At 57.6% G+C, this 17,655-nt stretch carries 19 protein-coding genes; 10 read left to right on the top strand and 9 right to left on the bottom strand.

Features of this window, described 5'->3' with window-relative positions:
* The first annotated feature begins 327 nt into the window (after positions 1 to 327).
* From ACWJJK_RS20745 to greB, 3 genes are all read left to right on the top strand, one after another.
* Positions 328 to 609, top strand: coding sequence for a GIY-YIG nuclease family protein (locus tag ACWJJK_RS20745; RefSeq protein WP_086134898.1), 282 nt, complete (start codon positions 328 to 330; stop codon positions 607 to 609).
* A gap of 176 nt (positions 610 to 785) precedes the next feature.
* Complete coding sequence (locus ACWJJK_RS20740; protein ID WP_077728579.1) at positions 786 to 1,877, top strand: phosphotransferase enzyme family protein; 1,092 nt, start codon at positions 786 to 788, stop codon at positions 1,875 to 1,877.
* Between the two features lie 42 nt (positions 1,878 to 1,919).
* A complete protein-coding gene (gene greB / locus ACWJJK_RS20735; protein ID WP_077728580.1) occupies positions 1,920 to 2,426 on the top strand; it encodes a transcription elongation factor GreB in 507 nt (168 codons plus the stop codon).
* A 69-nt stretch (positions 2,427 to 2,495) separates the two neighbouring features.
* On the opposite strand, the gene ACWJJK_RS20730 is transcribed toward greB, so the two are convergent.
* The gene (locus ACWJJK_RS20730) at positions 2,496 to 3,116 is read right to left on the bottom strand and encodes a nucleotidyltransferase family protein (RefSeq protein WP_077728581.1); all 621 of its coding nucleotides are present in this window, start codon (positions 3,114 to 3,116) and stop codon (positions 2,496 to 2,498) included.
* Positions 3,117 to 3,202: 86 nt separating this feature from the next.
* Between ACWJJK_RS20730 and ACWJJK_RS20725 the strand changes: the two genes are divergently transcribed.
* From ACWJJK_RS20725 to ACWJJK_RS20715, 3 genes are read left to right on the top strand one after another with little or no spacing between them, the layout of a single operon-like run.
* On the top strand, positions 3,203 to 3,664 hold the full coding sequence (locus tag ACWJJK_RS20725) for a (2Fe-2S)-binding protein (RefSeq protein WP_156881106.1): 462 nt from the start codon (positions 3,203 to 3,205) through the stop codon (positions 3,662 to 3,664).
* Positions 3,665 to 3,666: 2 nt separating this feature from the next.
* Positions 3,667 to 5,835, top strand: a complete 2,169-nt coding sequence (locus ACWJJK_RS20720; RefSeq protein WP_156881107.1) for a xanthine dehydrogenase family protein molybdopterin-binding subunit — start codon at positions 3,667 to 3,669, stop codon at positions 5,833 to 5,835.
* Positions 5,836 to 5,846: 11 nt separating this feature from the next.
* Complete coding sequence (locus ACWJJK_RS20715; RefSeq protein ID WP_077728584.1) at positions 5,847 to 6,977, top strand: XdhC family protein; 1,131 nt, start codon at positions 5,847 to 5,849, stop codon at positions 6,975 to 6,977.
* 91 nt (positions 6,978 to 7,068) lie between these two features.
* Here the strand turns inward: ACWJJK_RS20715 and ACWJJK_RS20710 are convergent, their stop codons facing one another.
* From ACWJJK_RS20710 to ACWJJK_RS20680, 7 genes are all read right to left on the bottom strand, one after another.
* The gene (locus ACWJJK_RS20710; RefSeq protein WP_077728585.1) at positions 7,069 to 7,674 is read right to left on the bottom strand and encodes a CPBP family intramembrane glutamic endopeptidase; all 606 of its coding nucleotides are present in this window, start codon (positions 7,672 to 7,674) and stop codon (positions 7,069 to 7,071) included.
* A gap of 9 nt (positions 7,675 to 7,683) precedes the next feature.
* On the bottom strand, positions 7,684 to 9,078 hold the full coding sequence (locus ACWJJK_RS20705) for a sodium:solute symporter family protein (RefSeq protein ID WP_454128451.1): 1,395 nt from the start codon (positions 9,076 to 9,078) through the stop codon (positions 7,684 to 7,686).
* 477 nt (positions 9,079 to 9,555) lie between these two features.
* Positions 9,556 to 9,939, bottom strand: a complete 384-nt coding sequence (locus tag ACWJJK_RS20700; RefSeq protein WP_240507080.1) for a hypothetical protein — start codon at positions 9,937 to 9,939, stop codon at positions 9,556 to 9,558.
* A gap of 43 nt (positions 9,940 to 9,982) precedes the next feature.
* Positions 9,983 to 10,162, bottom strand: coding sequence for a hypothetical protein (locus ACWJJK_RS20695; RefSeq protein ID WP_077728587.1), 180 nt, complete (start codon positions 10,160 to 10,162; stop codon positions 9,983 to 9,985).
* Positions 10,163 to 10,525: 363 nt separating this feature from the next.
* Entirely contained in the window at positions 10,526 to 11,083 is a 558-nt protein-coding gene (locus tag ACWJJK_RS20690) for an SRPBCC family protein (RefSeq protein ID WP_077728588.1), read from the bottom strand.
* An 80-nt stretch (positions 11,084 to 11,163) separates the two neighbouring features.
* Positions 11,164 to 11,637, bottom strand: coding sequence for a CYTH domain-containing protein (locus ACWJJK_RS20685; protein ID WP_077728589.1), 474 nt, complete (start codon positions 11,635 to 11,637; stop codon positions 11,164 to 11,166).
* 66 nt (positions 11,638 to 11,703) lie between these two features.
* Complete coding sequence (locus tag ACWJJK_RS20680; RefSeq protein WP_077728590.1) at positions 11,704 to 12,627, bottom strand: LysR family transcriptional regulator; 924 nt, start codon at positions 12,625 to 12,627, stop codon at positions 11,704 to 11,706.
* 127 nt (positions 12,628 to 12,754) lie between these two features.
* Here ACWJJK_RS20680 and ACWJJK_RS20675 point away from each other — a divergent pair, with 127 nt between their 5' ends.
* The 3 genes from ACWJJK_RS20675 to mltB all read left to right on the top strand — a co-directional run bounded on the left by ACWJJK_RS20675 (position 12,755) and on the right by mltB (position 15,845).
* Positions 12,755 to 13,216, top strand: coding sequence for a YybH family protein (locus ACWJJK_RS20675; protein ID WP_086134892.1), 462 nt, complete (start codon positions 12,755 to 12,757; stop codon positions 13,214 to 13,216).
* A 271-nt stretch (positions 13,217 to 13,487) separates the two neighbouring features.
* Entirely contained in the window at positions 13,488 to 14,069 is a 582-nt protein-coding gene (sodB, locus tag ACWJJK_RS20670; RefSeq protein WP_077728592.1) for a superoxide dismutase [Fe], read from the top strand.
* A gap of 585 nt (positions 14,070 to 14,654) precedes the next feature.
* Positions 14,655 to 15,845, top strand: coding sequence for a lytic murein transglycosylase B (mltB, locus tag ACWJJK_RS20665; protein ID WP_077728593.1), 1,191 nt, complete (start codon positions 14,655 to 14,657; stop codon positions 15,843 to 15,845).
* Between the two features lie 202 nt (positions 15,846 to 16,047).
* Here mltB and ACWJJK_RS20660 read toward each other — a convergent pair whose 3' ends face one another.
* Positions 16,048 to 16,353, bottom strand: coding sequence for a hypothetical protein (locus ACWJJK_RS20660; protein WP_139841128.1), 306 nt, complete (start codon positions 16,351 to 16,353; stop codon positions 16,048 to 16,050).
* A 277-nt stretch (positions 16,354 to 16,630) separates the two neighbouring features.
* Between ACWJJK_RS20660 and ACWJJK_RS20655 the strand changes: the two genes are divergently transcribed.
* Positions 16,631 to 17,512 (top strand): hypothetical protein, encoded by an 882-nt coding sequence (locus ACWJJK_RS20655; protein ID WP_434111101.1) that lies wholly within the window; start codon positions 16,631 to 16,633, stop codon positions 17,510 to 17,512.
* The last annotated feature ends 143 nt before the right edge of the window (positions 17,513 to 17,655 follow it).

The following is a 17,655-nucleotide window of genomic DNA, read 5'->3' as shown; positions in this document are numbered from 1 at the left end:
CGTCGCAGCAGATGCGTCGAGAAGGGATTCCCGATCTACTACTTCCGCATCCCGCTTTACGCTGGTTCCCAAACTCCCGTTTGGGAACCTATTTCGAGACGCTCCTGCGTCTCGATTCGCATGCGGCTGCGAGAAGCCGGAGCTTCTCGGGCATAGCGCCCAAGCGGAGCTCTCAGCTTTATACGCAAGTGTCTGCGTGATTCGAATAATGCCTCCGAATCCGTCATTCCGGCAGGGATGCCGGAATCCAGTGCCAAGGAGGGTAGCTCCCCGATCTCCACAAATTTATCGATGAACTCGTGAACCTCTCTCGATAAACAACCTTGTGTGTACATTCTCGCCAGTCGGCGGAACGGGACACTCTATGTTGGAGTGACCTCGGATTTGATCAAACGGGTTTTCCAACATCGGAATGGATTTATCGAGGGATTTACGAAGCGATACGAGGTTCACCATCTGGTTTGGTACGAACTCCACGAGCAGATGGAAAGCGCCATCTTGCGGGAAAAGCAAATCAAGAGATGGCCCCGCGTTGCAAAGCTGGGCTTAATCGAGCAGAGTAATCCGGAGTGGCGGGATTTGTGGACGAATTTGACTGCCAGTTCGTGAGAAGTTTTTGGTGACTGGCCAACTACCATCCCTGGCCCTAGATTCCGGCATCCCTGCCGGAATGACGAGTCTGAGGGCGTGATTCGAGTCTCGCGAGTATTTGTGTATAACGATCAGAGCAGAGCATAGGCGCCCGCGGAATGGACCGTTTGCCATTTGGAGAAGTTCGAACGATCATGGACTTGAGCGAAATCGGAAACCGCATTGCTCGCCATTTCGTGGACGAAGACGGCCATCTGAGCGTCGAGCCTTTGGGCGAAGGGCTGATCAACGATACTTTTCTGGTTGTCGCCGAACCGCCTGGCGGGGGGCGATTCGTTCTTCAACGCATCAACCGTCGGGTTTTCCCGGAGCCCCGGTTGATCATGGAGAACCTGCGGGTTCTGTTGAGCCATATTACGGAACGTCAAGCCGGCACCGACGCCGTCCGCGATCTGAGATTTCCCGAAATTCGGCCCACCCGCGCCGGCTTAAGCTTCTGGGTCGACGATGAGGGCGACTTTTGGCGCGCCCTCAGCTTCATTCCGGATACACGGAGCCAAAACACCTTGCAGGATTCCGCCCAGGCGGAAAATGTGGGTTATGCCCTGGGTCGGTTCCATGCCTTGACCAGCGATCTCGATGCCTGTTTGCTGCACGACACCTTGCCTGGATTTCACATCGCACCCCGGTACCTCGCCCGTTTCGATCGAGTCGTCGCCAATGGCGTAGGGGCCTCGGAAAATGCGGAGCTTCGTTTCGCCCTGGATTTCGTGAACGCCCGCCGCTCTGTTTTTGCCGTTCTGGAAGAGGCCAAGCTACCCCTCAGAGTCATCCACGGCGATCCCAAGCTCAATAACGTGCTGTTCGACGCGCAGAGCGGACGCGCCGCCAGTCTGATCGATCTCGACACGGTGAAGCCGGGACTCGTTCATTACGACTTGGGGGATTGCCTCCGCTCCTGCTGCAATCGATCGGGCGAAGCGGCGGACGATTCCGCGAAAGTGACGTTCGATCTCGACGTCTGCCGTGCCATTCTCCGGACTTATTTCGCCGAAACCGGGGCTTTTTTGACGGACATCGAGCGCTACTATTTGTACGACGCGATTCGGCTGCTTCCCTTGGAGCTCGGTTTACGTTTCCTGACCGACCACTTGGAAGGCGACCGCTATTTCAAGGTCGAGCAGCCGGGGCAGAACTTGCAGCGGGCTCTGGTCCAGTTCCGTTTGGCGGAAAGCGTCGAGGCACAGGAAAAATTCATCCGGAACGTGATCGACGAGCGGCCTTGATATACTTCTCCGCCAAAACAAAAAGAGTCACTGTATATCGACATGGCGCGCTGGCGGCCTCCATCCTCCAAATCCTCACCTTACATCACTGCGGAAGGCGCGGAGAAGCTTCGGGCCGAACTCAAGGGGCTTTGGGAGCGCCGCGCCGATGTGACCAAGCATCTTTCGGCCGCTGCCGCCGAAGGTGACCGGTCGGAGAATGCCGAATACATCTACCGGAAAAAAGAACTAAGAGAGATCGACCGGCGCATCCGCTACCTGCAGAAACGGCTGCCGGAGCTTAAAGTCGTCGCCCAATTGCCCTCGGACCGGGAGCGCGTCTTTTTCGGTGCCTGGGTCACACTCGAGAACGCCGATGGCGAGGAATCCACGTATCGTATCGTGGGTCCCGACGAATTCGATCCGCAGAAAGGCTGGATCAGCGTCGATTCGCCCATGGCTAGAGCCCTGCTCAAGAAAGCCATCGACGACGAAGTGATCGTCAATGCGCCCACGGGACCGCTGCGATGCGTGATCGTGGACATCGGTTACAAGCCGGAGAGGTCCTGAAGTCGTTCGGGCCCGATTGCGCCGGCGTTCCAACTCGCCGCCGTCCGCTGTTCAAGGCGCGCGCAACGTTCAGCCGCTTCTCGGCGAACCTGTCAGGCGTGCGTAATCCTCGACCGTATCGACATCAATGCCGGCTTCCGGCAAGTCGACGAATAGGGTGGATCGAAGATGCCGCACGATGATTTTCTTTGCGCCTTCATCGCCCGCAAGACCAGCCAAATCGCCGAAAAGCGAACGGTGAAACACCGCCGGTGCGCCGAAGGCATCGCCATACCGGGAGGCGACCACAGTCGGGCGGGATGTGCAGAAAGCCTCGACCAGGCCGTTCAAATGGCGGTAATCGATCAAAGCCTGATCGCACAAAGCCAGAAGCACCGCGTCCAGCTCCGGCGCCGCGCTGTTGAGCGCCGTCACTCCCATCCGGATCGAGCTGCCGATGCCTTCTTCCCATTCCGGATTGATAACGGTCAGCAGCTGAAGCTCTTCGAGTTCGTGGGCGCATGCCTCGGCGTCAGCGCCAAGAATGACTGCGATTTTCGAGCATCGTGAGGCCAGGGCCGACTTCGCCGCCCGGCGCAGGAGGCTTTCTCCGCGATGGTGCAGCAGCTGTTTGGGCTTGCCGAGACGCCGGGAGCCTCCTGCGGCAAGCAGCACCAGGCCGATTTCCGGCTGGTTCGGGTTGGTTGACATCGTTGGGCGCCTCGGGCATTTTGCCGAATAGACATCTTAAACCGCATGTCCAGTGCGGTTTCCATTATAGCCAGAGGAGGGAACACATGATCGCGCTGAACGTCAACGGCAAAAGTTATCAAGTGGACGTTTCCGGAGACACCCCCTTGCTCTGGGTTCTGCGGGATCATCTCGGGCTCACCGGCACCAAGTACGGCTGCGGCGTGGCCGTGTGCGGCGCGTGTACCGTACATGTCGACGGCGAACAGGCTCGCGCCTGCATCACCCCGGTGTCCAGCGTGAACGGCAAACAGGTGACGACCATCGAAGGCTTGTCCGCACAGGGCGATCATCCGGTACAGAAAGCCTGGATCGAAGTGGACGTGCCGCAATGCGGCTACTGCCAGTCGGGCCAGATCATGGCGGCCGCTGCGCTGCTCGCAAAAAATCCCAATCCCGGCGATGCCGATATCGACACTGCGATGTCCGGCATGTTGTGCCGCTGCGGAACCTATCAACGCATCCGCAAGGCGATACGCCGGGCCGCGGATATGGCAAAAGGAGCTTAGCCATGAGCATCGAACCCGCCAATCCGGGACGCCGGCAATTCCTCAAATCGTCCGCGGCGCTCGGAGGCAGCCTGGTCATTGCCTTTTATCTGCCGCGCACCATGAAGTTCGCCATGGCGGCGGAAGATCCGGCCAAAACTTATCCGCCCAATGCCTTCATCCGCATCGGCGAGGATGAAACCGTCACGATCCTGATCAACAAGTCCGAAATGGGACAGGGCGTTTACACCTCCCTCGCGATGCTGGTGGCCGACGAGCTGGAGGCCTACTGGAGCAAGGTCAGGGTCGAAGCCGCTCCGGTTGCGCCGGTTTACAACCATACCGTCTGGAACATACAGGCTACGGGCGGCAGCACGAGCGTCGCGACCTCCTGGGAGCAGCTCCGCAAGGTGGGTGCGGCCGGGCGGACGCTTTTGATTCAGGCCGCCGCCGATACCTGGAAGGTCAAGCCGGACTCCTGTCGTGCCGAGAACGGCTATGTCATCCATACGCCGACCCGGCGGCGCCTGTCCTACGGTGCATTGAGCGCCAAGGCCGCCGAGCTGCCGATGCCGGCCCAAGTTAAACTTAAAGATCCCAAGCAGTTCAAGCTGATCGGCAAGCCGACCCGCCGTCTCGATACGCCGGCCAAGACCAACGGCACGGCCCAATTCGGGATTGACGTGCAGTTGCCGGGGCTGTTGACCGCCCTGATTGCGCGGCCGCCGGTGTTCGGCGCCGAAGTGAAGAGCTTCGATGCCGCCAAATCCAAGGCCGTTGCCGGCGTGGTGGACGTGGTTCAGGTTCCGTCCGGTATCGCCGTGGTGGCTAAGGATTTCTGGTCGGCCAAGAAGGGACGCGATGCTCTGGAGATCGTGTGGGATCGCGGGGCGAATGCCGATCTCTCTTCCGCGAAGCTTCGCGAGGATTTCGCCCGATTGGCCAGGATGTCGGGGCTTCCGGCCAAGGAAAGAGGCGATGCAACCGGCATTCTCGCCAAAATCGCCAAACCGTTCAGCGCCGAGTACGAAGTGCCTTATCTGGCCCACGCTCCCATGGAGCCCTTGAACTGCACGGTGGATCTTCGCGAGGACCGCTGCGAGATTTGGACCGGCACCCAGTTCCAGACAGCCGACCGCAACCGGGCGGCTACCATCGCAGGGCTCAAGCCGGAACAGGTCGAGCTTCACACCACTTTCCTCGGGGGCGGTTTCGGTCGGCGGGGAAACCCGCAGTCCGATTTCGTCAGCGAGGCCGTACACGTCGCGAAGGCGGTGAAGAAACCGGTCAAGGTGGTTTGGACCCGCGAGGACGACATCAAGGGCGGCTACTATCGCCCGGCCTTCCACGACCGGCTGACCGCAGGCCTCGATGCGAAAGGCAGGCTGGTCGCCTGGACCCATACCATCGTCGGCCAATCCATCGCCATCGGGACGCCGTTCGAAGGTGCAATGGTGCGGGACGGAGTCGATGTGTCATCCGTCGAAGGAGCGGCCGATCTGCCCTATGCGATTCCGAACATCCGCGTCGATCTGCACAGTCCCAAGCTCGACATTCCGGTGCTGTGGTGGCGTTCGGTGGGTCATTCGCATACCGCATTCGTGGTCGAAAGCTTCATCGACGAAGTCGCGCATGCCGTCGGCAAGGACCCGTACCGGTTGCGGTATGAACTGCTGACGAAGCATCCCCGGCATCGGGGCGTCCTCGAACTGGCGGCGAAGAAAGCCGGCTGGGGCTCGGCCCTCGCGAAAGGCCGCGGGCGCGGCATCGCCGTGCATTCCTCGTTCGGCAGCTATGTGGCGCAAGTCGCCGAGGTTTCGGTGGAGGGCGGACAACCCAGAGTGCATCGGGTCGTCTGTGTCATCGATTGCGGCCAAGTGGTCAACCCGGACACCATCGCGGCGCAAATGGAAAGCGGCATCGTCTGGGCGCTTTCCGCGGCGCTCTACGGGGAAATCACTCTGAACAAGGGCGAAGTGGAGCAGAGCAATTTCACCGACTATCCGATCTTGCGGATCGACGAGATGCCGGCGGTCGAGGTGCACATCGTACCTAGCCGGGAGCCGCCGTCCGGCGTGGGCGAACCCGGGGTGCCGCCGCTGGCGCCGGCCGTTGCCAACGCGCTGTTCGCCGCGACGGGCAAACGCGTCCGCTCGCTGCCTTTGTCCAAGCACGATCTCAAAACCGCTTAAGGGAAATCCCCATGTCGCAAAGCAAGGAATTGCAGGACATCCTGTCCGCACTCAAGGACGGCACGAAGCCGCGCGCCCTCGCAACGGTGATCGAAGCTAGAGGCTCCACCTATCGGCGTGCCGGCGCGCGCCTGCTGATTCTGGAAGACGGCTCGATGGTCGGCGGCATCAGCGGCGGCTGCCTGGAAGCCGATATCTGCGCCCGCTCCGAAGACATTGCCGCGGCCGGTCGGCCGGCCATTGTTACTTACGACCATACCTCCGATGCGGATTTGGTGTTTGGGCTGGCGCTGGGTTGCAACGGCGTGATCCGCGTCCTGGTCGAGCCGCTGTTGCAAGGGGAGATTCCTGCCTATCTTCAGGCCGTCGAAAATAGTCTCGGATCACGCCGATCGCTAGCGGTGGCCGTGGTCGTCGGCTGCGGAGGCGATCTTCGTCACCGATCGGGTGAGCGTCTATGGATCGGCGCGGATAACGCCATCGGCGGAGAACTTGGACAAAGCCCGTATGCCGAGCGAATCGTCGACGATGCACGGATGGTGTTGAGCAGCGGCCGATCGGAACTAAAAACTTACGGCAGCGGTTCGGGCGAGCTCGAGATTTTCGTCGAGGCGATCCGGCCGCCGTTGGCTTTGATCATCTTCGGTGCCGGCCATGACGCGATTCCCTTGGCGGATCTGGCCAAACGGCTAGGCTGGGATGTCACGGTAGTCGATGGCCGCCCCGCGTATGCCGCACGGGAGCGCTTTCCGATGGCGGACGAGGTGCGTTTGTGCCGGGCCGACGCCGTGGCGAACGAGATTTCGCTCGAAGGAGCCGGCGCGGCGGTGGTAATGAATCACAATTATCATCACGACCGGGCCATTCTCGCCCATTTGTTGCATTCGCCAGTGTCTTATATCGGCATGCTCGGTCCGCGTAAGCGCACTCAAAAGATGCTCGAAGAATTGGCCCAAGACGGTTTGAGCTTAGATGAAGCTCGACTAGGTCGCCTCCACGGTCCCGTCGGCCTGGACATCGGCGCGGAAACGCCGGAACAGGTAGCCTTGTCCATCATCGCCGAAATCCTGGCCGTCTCGTCCGACCGTTCGGGGGCACCCCTCAAGTACCGCGAAGCGCCGATACACGATAGCCGGGCCTAGTGCGCTTTCCGCGATACGCCGGCGCGGGAATTCTCGGCCAGACGTAGGTCGGCAATTCTTTGCCGACACATGGGCCCGAGTAACCAGCGGATCAGAACGACCGGCTTTTTTCCCGACGGTAGGTCTGTGCCACGGCGATGAAAGCCAGGAAGTCGTAGATGGCATGGATGAGAATGGGGATGACCAGATTGCGTTCGCCGCCGAAATCGAGCGCGATCCCGAGATAAACGCCGGTAAGTCCGGCAAGCAGTGCATAAAGAGGCGTGACCCAATGCACCAGGGCAAATACCAAGTTGCTGAAGGCGATGCCGCCTATCCATCCCCAGTTTTGTTCGAACCAGGGCTGAAGCAGGCCGCGAAACAGGATTTCTTCGGAAATGCCGGCCAAAAAGCCCAGGTACAGCAATTCTTGCCAGCGATAGCGGCTCAGAAAAGGCCCTAGTTTTTCTACCAAGAAGTTCTTTACCGCACGCATGCCGCTCCAAGGCAGGTTATAGGACAGGGCAAACAGCAAATAGAGGGGCAATGTGCCCACGATGCCCCAAACCAAGGCCATCGGGCTGAATCCGATATGCGCCAACGGATTGATCGAAACCGCCCAGCCTATCACGTAGGCAAGGAGAATCAGGCCGCCTTCGAACCAGGTGGCGATCTTCAGGAATTGGTTATATCGAGTGGGGGGTTGTTGGTCTAACATGGTTTCACATCATGTGGAGGCTTCAGCAGCCGTATTCAAGGTACGATTTTCCCAAACGGCCACGGAAAGATAGGCTATTAAGCTGGCCGCCAGAGATGCCAGATAAGGGGTCGCCAGCTCCAGCGCATAACTGCCGATCAGCCACACGGTCATGCCGACGACCAGCGCTGCGGCAGCGCTTTTGGCTTGGCCGATGCGAGTGAACAAGCCGAGCAGGATGACGACGAAAATCGGTGCGCCGCCGAAGGCTGACGCCTCTTCCACAAGCGCATACACGCCTTCGGCGTAGAGCGCCAACACATAGGCCACGATACCGAAGATCAACACGCCGGTGCGGGCAATGCGGACCTTGCCGGATTCGGATACGTTTCCCGCCAAAGGGATCACGAGGTTGTGGGAAACCAGAGCCGAGGCGGCGAGGAGGGCGCTGTCCACGGTCGAGAGAATCGCGGAAATCAGGGCTCCGGCGAACAGCACGTAGGCAAAAGTGGAGAGGTGCTCTTGCGCGAGTCTCGGCAGGATCTGCTCCGGATTTTCGAGTTCCGGCAGCAGGTGAACGCCGAGCAGTCCGATAAAGACCGGAATCGATCCGGCCAGCAGATACAGTCCGCCTCCCGCCAGACAGCTCGCTCGGGCGACATGATGGGAGCGGCTCGCCAGGATGCGTGCGCACAGCTCCTGAGCGAACAATGAGCCGGTGATCGGTATCGCCCAAGTTTCAATCACTTCCAGCGGTGGTTTCTCGCCGCCGCCGAACAGCCTGAGTCGAGATGGCTCGATCGCACCGAAACTTTCTGCTAAGCCGCCGTTGGCCTTGGTTACGGCGTAAAAAAGAACGGCAAGGCCGACGATGAGCGCGATGCCCTGGATCAGGTCGGTGATGACATCGGCGAACAAACCGCCGTAAACCGTATAAATAATGACCACCGTCGCCGCTATCGTGATGGCGATTTCGACCTCGAAATCGGAAGAGGCCGAAATGACTTGTCCGAACGCACGAATCTGTGCCGCGGCCCACATGATGGACGTCGGGGCGAGCATGAGCACCGCCAGCCGCTCGACTTTGGGGGAATAACGGATTCGGAACAAATCCGCCAAAGTCGTGAGTTTTCTGCGCCAAAGGGGCACCGCGAAAAAGAGTCCCATCAGAAGGAGACAAGCGGCATAGCCGAAAGGATCGGCAGACCCGCCGGAAAGTCCTGACTGGTAGATCGATCCGGCGGCCCCGATGCAGGTTTCCGCCCCGAACCAGGTGGCGAAAACCGTGAAAGTGCCTAGCTTAAGCCCAAGCCTACGGCCGGCTAAAAGATAATCGTCCTCGCTGGATATATGTCTGGACACCAGCATGCCGATCAGCAGCTGGACCAGGATGTAGGCGACGATGCCGAGCAGCACGATATTCATGGGCGGCAGCACACTAAGGCAAATTGGTGAAGCGATGGGCGCGTAATTCTAACGGAAAATGGCACCACAGATTAAAACTTGCGCTGTGATGCGTCGAATACGCGTAAAGGGTTGATGTGATGGAAGAATATCCGCCCTGGAAAGCGGTCAATTCTCGGCTGATACGCGCCGAACCGTTGTCGGACGTTCGTCGAACAGGTCGGTTGATCGCGCCTGGCGCCATTCTCGTCTCGCTTTTGTTAGAAGGAGAGTTTGCTTTGTCTGGCAGACCAGGGGCTTGGGCATGGGCTTGGGAACTCGGCTTGAAGCCTTTGCCCGAGTATTCTAGGTGTTTGTCATCGCCGTCGACGAGGGGGTAAAGGCAAACGTCAGGCGATATTGGCGATATTATTGCGGCATATCGCCGGAAACCGCTGAACCGATGGCAGCTTTCGCTTGACTGCCGAGTTCAGCGGGGGCGATCGGTTTTAACCTTTTTTAACCTTCTCCGGGAAACAGCCCTACCGAGCCCGGTTTGAGGCGCTTACAGGCTACGACGATATCCTCCACGTGGCATCTGTATTTACCTGCTCCGGAGGCATCGCCGCTGCATTCCTCGCAAACCAGCTTCCCTTGGTCTTTAGCTTCGGAAACATACCATCCGTAGCCTTGCGTTTCGCAGAACCGTCTTGTGAATTTGTCGATGGTGTACTTATCGGTAGCTTTTTGCGAGGCTTCGTCCTTTACGGCACATTTTTGCGCCGGTATCGTATTTCCCATGAGGGTTCGCTCTATATATTCGGCCGCAAACGCCGTGCCGCAGGAAAAGAAGACGGCGGCCAACACGCAAAGTAATTTGGAACTTAACGCTCTTGTTCTCATGAAGGTGACCTCTTGATGGTGGTCTCGTAATACGAGGCGACGATTAGTTCAAAACTCGGATATTCATTTGGGCCGCCTCTTCGGACAGTTGCTGGCGAATCGGGTCGTATTTGTCGTTTTCACTCAACTTCACCATCGCGATGACGCCGACCAGCGCGATCGTTGCGAGAGCGACATAAATCCAGAAATAATCTTTCTTTACTGCTTGGTTCTCGACATTCATTTTTTTCACCCTAATCCGGTTATAAGCTGGCCTTCAATGGCCAGGGGTTGTTAGAAGCCAGAGTTGCCGCAGATGCCGATAAAAGGTATAAGGTCATTGCGGTTTCTGCGTTTAGAATACGAAGAAGCCCGTTTTGGAACCCGGAAAACGGGGCCCTATCGATACTTTTCAGGCTGCAGCAGGGCATGCGGGAACGCCCGGCCGCTGCTTTTGGTATCGGGTCAATACTTTATGCCCGGCTTGTAAGTCCTGTCAACTAGGGCGCTTCGATTATTTTGGGCGAGCGATGAGGTCGCCGGCGTGATCGATATCCGCTCACGACAGCCGTCTCCGAATCACGTGGCGCGTCTTTATGCCGACGGATCAGGCGGTCATGCTCGAATCGTCGATTTTGAGGCTGAGGTGTTGCGGTCTGGCCGAGTCGCCTAGCTTAATCGCCAGGGCAATCAGATAGACATCCATGACGCCGTAATAACAGATTACAAAACGGTCGAAGAATCGAAGTAGCGGATTATGGATGTTTTCCTGCTCGGTGATGGTCAAAACGGTACCGTCGCCGTCTTCTTCGAGTTCGTAAATCCAAGTACCGCTCAAGGGAAGGTCGTCGCCGACGATTTTGGTGACGAGGCGTGAAGGCAGTTTACGTTCGACTACTCGAAAATGTACTCGGCTATGCTGGGAACAGATTTCGTACCAGCTGGGCAGCCCGTCGATATCGGGACCGCGCTCGGTACGGTGCAATCCCGGCCGCCACGTCGCGTAAGATTCGAAATCATTGATGATGTCCCAAACCTTATTCGGCGGGGCGCTAAGGCGGATCCGGCTGGCGGCCACATGGGTTTTCGGCAATTTTCTCCCGACGAACGTCGCCGCCAAGATCAAGACGGCGAATAGCAGCACGATGAAGAAAAAAGTCGTCATATTGCCGACCCCGGCGGCCAGGAAGCCAAATTTCCGTTGAGAGTCCGGAAGAACGACGGAGGAACGCTCCTCCGCTGGACTTAATCTTGCCAGCTATTATAGGGGTTCGTCGACAAACTCGTGTTGTAATAACGCGGATCGTAAGTCACTTCTTCACCCAACCAGCCGGGTTTCTCGAACGTTTCGTCCGGATTTCCCAGTTCGATTTCCGCGACCACGAGGCCGGTGTTGTCGCCCTCGAAAACGTCGATTTCCCATGTATGGGGCCCCACGTCGACGAAGTACCGGGTTTTTTCGATTAGGGGCCTGCGGCTCAAGGTGCTCAACATGGTGTGAGCGTCGTTTGCCGGAATTTCGTATTCGAACTCCTGCCGCTGGGTACCTATGGTAACGCTCTTGATGTTGAGCCAAGCCCGGTCGCCGCAAACCCTCACCCGGACCGAGCAATGGATTTCGTTATTGAGATACCCCTGACGAAAATAGGCGGAATCCCTGACCGAATTGCGCCAACTGTCGTTTAGGACCAAAAATTTACGTTCGATTTCAAGCGCCATCGTCGATATCTGCCGTGGAAGAAGGTGATGCGGTCTCGGTCGAGAGCCGCGATCCGAATGCAGCGCTTATTCCTGTGCATCCGCCCAGTCTTCCCAGTAGGGTTTCGGATGAAACCGTTCGCTCAAGAAATCGACGAAGGTTCTAACTTTGGCCGACAAGTGCTTGCGATGCGGGTAAACCGCATGAATCTCCAAGGGCGCCGGTACGTAATCGGTGAGCACCGGGTTCAGTCTGCCTTTGCGGATGTCCTGGCCGACCATATAAGTCGGCAGCAACACCAAGCCCAGACCGTTGATCGCGGCCATGCGCAAGGCATCTGCGACATTTGCTTCCATGTTGCCGGTGACCTTGACCACGGTGGTTTCGCCGCCGGGTATGCTGAACTGCCATTGGTCGCGCGGCGGCAAGCTGGAGTTGGTCAAGCAGTTGTGCTTACGGAGATCGTCCGGCGTCTTGGGTATTCCGTGCTTATTGAAGTACTGGGGCGAGCCGCAAACGATACGCTGAGAGCTGCCCAGCTTGCGGGCGATCAGACTGGAATCGCGCATTTCGTCGAGATGAATCGCAAGGTCGAATCCTTCCTCGATCAAATCGATATAGCCCGCCTGCAGCACCAGCTCGACGTTCACCTCCGGAAACGCCTCCATGTAGGCGGCTATCGCCGGTGCCAAATGGTACGCGCCGAAGAACGGCGTCGCATTCACCTTGAGAGTTCCGCGGGGTTCCGTTTGCAACCGGGTGACGGCGATTTCCATTTCTTCCATTTCGTCGAGAATCTGCAGGCAGCGTTCCAGATAAACCATTCCAACCTCGGTGAGGCTGAGGTTTCGGGTCGTGCGGTTCAACAGCCTGATTCCGAGGCCGTTTTCCAATTGCATCACGTGCTTGGTCGCCATGGCTCGGGACAGTCCGAGTTCTTTGGCAGCCGAAGCGAAACTCCCGGCTTTCGCGACCTTGGTGAATACCAACATGCTAGTCAATTTATCCATGGTGATCCGAGTTGATAATTTTAATTATGGAAACAATTCGTAAAGGTTATTAGATATTGTAAACCAACTTTGTTGCTCTATAGTCTACAGTCGTGGGCAAAAAGTTTTAGCCTCAGGAGGTGGTCACATGAGACGTAGCTTAGGACTGATAGTCGCATTATTCGCCGCCTCGGGAACGGGAGCGTCCCAGGCAGCCGAAGATGTTAGACAAATTGCGGAGTCCAGTATTGCAAAGTGGAATGCCGCTTTCGCCAAAGGCAAAGTCGACGAGATTCTGTCTTTGTATGCCGATAATGCAATGCTGGTACAGCCTAACGGTTCAGTATCGAAAAGTGTCGGCGAAATCCGCGCGTTTTGGCAAACACTGATTCAGAAAGGCGTTTATGCGATGGATGTCGTCGATGTGCGCGGCGAGAAGGACGATACCATCGTCGCAACGACGAAGTTGTCCGACATCAAGACGCTGCAAGGTCCGTCGCAAGTGATGAAGTATCGCTACGACGGGGTACTTTACAGTGTATTGAAACGTCAAGCGGACGGAAGCTGGAAGGCGCAAGTCCAGCAATGGACCGGTAACCACAAGATTTAAAGTCTAAAGAGAATGGCCAATCCACCTGTTGAGAGGTAAAAACAGCGATGGTCCGAAATCGACCTGAGAATCAGGTATTCCGAAAAAGAGCTTCATGGGAAGCTCTTTTTTTTGTCAAAGGAAAAGAGGACGGACATGTCGATCGATGCTTCACATGCTTTTTGCGTTGCCTTTCGGATGTTAGACTATATTCCCTACTATTTAAGTTGGAATTTCACCCGTCGACACGATTGGGTGTGCTGATTTTATCAATAGACAAAAGGAGAATCTGATGACTCATGAACTTCCCCCGTTACCTTATGCCAAGAATGCGTTGGAGCCGCATATCTCTGCAGAAACTCTCGAATACCATTACGGTAAACATCATCAGACGTATGTCACCAACCTCAATAACCTGATCGGCGGGACCGAATTCGAGAATCTGTCCCTGGAAGACATCATCAAGAAATCCTCGGGCGGTATTTTCAACAACGCCGCTCAAGTCTGGAATCACACGTTCTATTGGAATTGCCTGAAACCTAACGGCGGCGGAGAACCCGCCGGAGCATTGGCCGGCGCGATCAATCAATCGTTCGGCTCGTTCGAAAAGTTCAAAGAAGAATTCACCAAGTGCGCCATCGGCACATTCGGTTCGGGCTGGGCTTGGCTGGTGAAGAACGCAGACGGCAGTCTCGCGATCGTCAGCACCAGCAACGCCGGCAACCCAATGACGAGCAATCAAACGCCGCTGCTCACCTGCGACGTTTGGGAGCATGCCTACTACATCGACTATCGCAACGCCCGTCCGAAATACGTCGAGTCATTCTGGAACCTGGTCAACTGGGATTTCGTCGAGAAGAATTTCGGCGTTTAGGTATTATTAATCAGGCCCGTAAATACCCTCCTGGTATTTCGGGCCGGCGCCCAGGCCCGGTACACGCCCGGCCTGGGCTCACGCGGCTTGTCGCCGCGCCGGGGCATCCCTGCCCCGGATTAACCCGGCCTATATTTATAGGCCGGGTTAATAATAAATAACGGATCGGCAGTTCGTCGATCCAAATCATTTTACGAGGCCGTTAATCGTTTTCGATTAACGGCTTTTTTGTCGCCTAATCAGGGAGCGCAGTGGCCAGCGCAATCCACCCGGAGGGAAGAGCGCAAACGTCTACAGTTAAGGAAGCTCTGAATAAGTGAATTCCGTTCATGTCCCTTCGACAGGCTCACGAGAGCACTCGACAAGCCTGTCCTGAGCCGAGTCGAAGGGCTTGTCCTGAGCCCATCGAAAAACTTAATCAGAGCTTCCTTGTTTCCGAGCGGCGAAAGCTGCGCTTCGGCGGCCGGGGAGGAGCACGGCCAAGAATAAGCCGAGAGACTGTTTGTGCATGGCCGTTGACAAATAGGTAATCCTACGTGTGATATGTAGCCTCCAACCCGTGCTCCTCCCCGTTCCGAAACGCCCATGACCGTAAAGCTGAAACCCTTGGTCCTATTGCTATTGGCGGCACTTCTGGTAGCCGGCTGTGCTAGCCGGCCGCCCGCGAAGTCGCCGAAAAAAATCGGTAAGGCCAATGTCTCTCCTCCGACCCGGCTATCCCGGAACTCGTCCGCACAAGCCTCCGCGGCTGCGCGGCGTAGGCCCGAATCATCCTACCCTTCGATCCGCAGTTCATCCGGAGGCAGTCATTACCGGGCATTCCGGATCACCGGGGATTACGCCGGCTACCCGGCGCTTCAACAGTTCATCGAATACATGGTCAGCCGGCACGGATTTTCCCGCGAGTATCTGAGCGGCGTGTTTTCGCAAGCCAAGCGTAAACAGTGGACGCTCGATTACCTGGGTAAACAGGCCGATGCGGTTGGACAGCCGCGCCCCGGAGCCTGGTCGCGCTACCGCTCCAAGTTTCTTACCGAGAAGCACATCTCCAGCGGGGCCGCCTTCTGGCGCCGTCATGCTTCGGCGTTGGAGCGTGCCGGCGCGCTGTACGGCGTGCCGCCCGAGTACATTCTCGGGATCATGGGAGTGGAGACGATTTACGGCGCCAATGTGGGCAACCATCGGGTGATCGATGCGCTGACCACGTTATCGTTCGATTACCCGCGCCGGGGAGACTATTTCAAGACCGAACTGGAAAAGTTCCTGTTGATGGCACGGGACGAACGGGTCGATCCGTTCTATCCGGTAGGCTCTTATGCCGGCGCGATGGGTCTGGGCCAATTCATGCCCAGCAGTTTTCTGCAATGGGCGGTGGATTTCGACGGTGATGGTCACCGCGATTTGTGGAATCCGGTAGATGCAATCGGCAGCATCGCCAATTATTTCGCAGCCCACGGCTGGCGGCCGGGCGAACCGGTGGTGACCGCCGCCCGGGGCAGCGCCATGGCCAGAAATCTCGAATCGGGGTTCGATACCCGCTATTCCCTGGCCGCTTTGACGAGCTACGGCATTCAACCCGTCGCCGCCTTAGGCCGCGATTCCACGGTGCGCTTGCTCCGCCTCAGCGCCGACTCCGGCGACGAATACTGGCTTGGTCACCAAAACTTCTACGTGATCACCCGCTACAACCACAGCACCCACTACGCCATGGCCGTGCATCAGCTCGCCCAGGCGATCAAGCGCCGTTATTTCGAGAGTGTGGCTTTATTGCAGTAACGGATAGCGCGTTTCTCGGCTCAACGACCCGGACGATTGGCTCTCGGTTTCCCCCAGAACTTTAATCGTAGGGTGGGTTAGCGCAGCGTAACCCACCGATTCGAGGTCGCTCGGTGGGTTACGGCCTCACGGCCTAACCCACCCTACAAAAATGAGCTCCTTATTGAAAGCGATTTGGAATAAATCGGAGAAGGAAGATTTGTTAAAACGTTATCTTCCCGTAGACGGTGGCATAGGGAGAATTGTCCCGCAGCCGTTTGTAAGTGACTTGCGGATACCAGGTTCCGCTGGTGGTGGGGAGTGTCGTCAACACGTCGAAGCGCTGACCGGGAGAGATGTCCACGCTGGTGACGGTTTTCGGGGTCGGCAGGGCGCGCCCGTCCTGAACATAGATCGTGACGGATTTAAGGTTTCCGGCGCTGTCCTTGATGGCGAAGGTGCCGTTGGTGGAGTGCAGCCCCACGAGTCGCAGCGCGACTTTCTTCGATGTCGCGGCGGCGAGCGATATCGCGGGCGAGGAGGCGGCTTTTCCTCCTTGCCGCTTCGGCCCGGCCGAACAGGGCTACCATGCACCAGGGCATAATATGTCTTAGTTTTAGTTGTTTTCGTTTTTTCCATGTTTCTTACTCTTTTTGGCAGAAAGCTCAGCACGGACATTTCGATATGTTTTTCGTCTCGCCACGGCTCTCCCCTGAGCTGATCCAAGAAGCGTGGGTTGACAATCCTTTGTCGAAAAAGGCGTCTGGCCGACAATAAGGTCAAATTGGCATATCACGAGACCGCGAGTGCAGAATTTCTCCGACCGATTGGTCCGAATTCCCGAACTGACCGCACGTTGGCGTTCCGGGGGCTTGAGCGATGCCGCCTATGCGGCGCTGTATTTCTTTATCTGGCAGATCGGGATGCACGGACCGCGTTTCGCGTCGCGCAAGGTCAAGAGCGATCCGAGGCCGGACGCATCAAGTTGGCTGGCGGATTTCGACCGATCGGCCGGAAGCGAATTGGAGCGGGTGCTGGTCGATCGGATCGAGCGTTATCACTTTTTCGGTCTTATCCCGAATGCTTCGGTGGCGCTCTCGGCGTGGTTGCGCGGCGAATGGCCCCTACTGCTGACCGAGCGGATTCCGCCGCCCGGAGAAGTCCTTGAGATGCAGGCGACGGGCCGGCGGCCGGTCACGGTCGTGGCCGATTATCCGCGGCTCTTGCGGCCGGTTCTCAAGAAGCCGAACGGTTTCGCTTTTTTCGTGCACGACCTCGAACATGCCTTCAAGTTCTTCCACGACCCCAATGTCCACGACGGACAGAGGAAATTTTTCGGGTTGCTTCGGGAGACGGTTCGGCAGGGTTTATTCAGTCCCTATCTGGGCGATAAGGTTTTTGCGGAGAAGTTCGATTACCTGATCAGCGACATGAATACCCACGTGATTCACAGCCTGCGCTTCCTGGGCGCGATTCTGATCGAGTGCATCTTGCGCCGGGAAGGGAAGGCGCCGCATGAAACGCTGTCGTCCGCAGCCGGGGACGAGTTAGCCGAACTGCTGCAAACCCTGAGCCGTTGCTGGGCGTTTTCGCCGGCCGCCGAGAAAGCGATGCTGCGTCTCATCGACGGCGGGTTCGGCGAGGCCGATGCGGCTTTGATCGAGCGGGCGGTCTCGCGGGCCTCGTAGGGCGGGTTAGGCCGGAAGGCCGTAACCCACCGAAGAACCCCACACCGGCGGGTTACGCGGAGCCTGTCCTGAGTTTCGTCGAAGGGCCTGTCCTGAGCCTGTCGAAGGGCTAACCCGCCCTACAGCGAACGTTCATTTGAATG

The organism is Methylocaldum gracile, assembly GCF_053646815.1.
The sequence above is the reverse complement of the archived record's forward strand: the minus strand, read 5'-3'. Positions and strand labels throughout refer to the sequence as shown.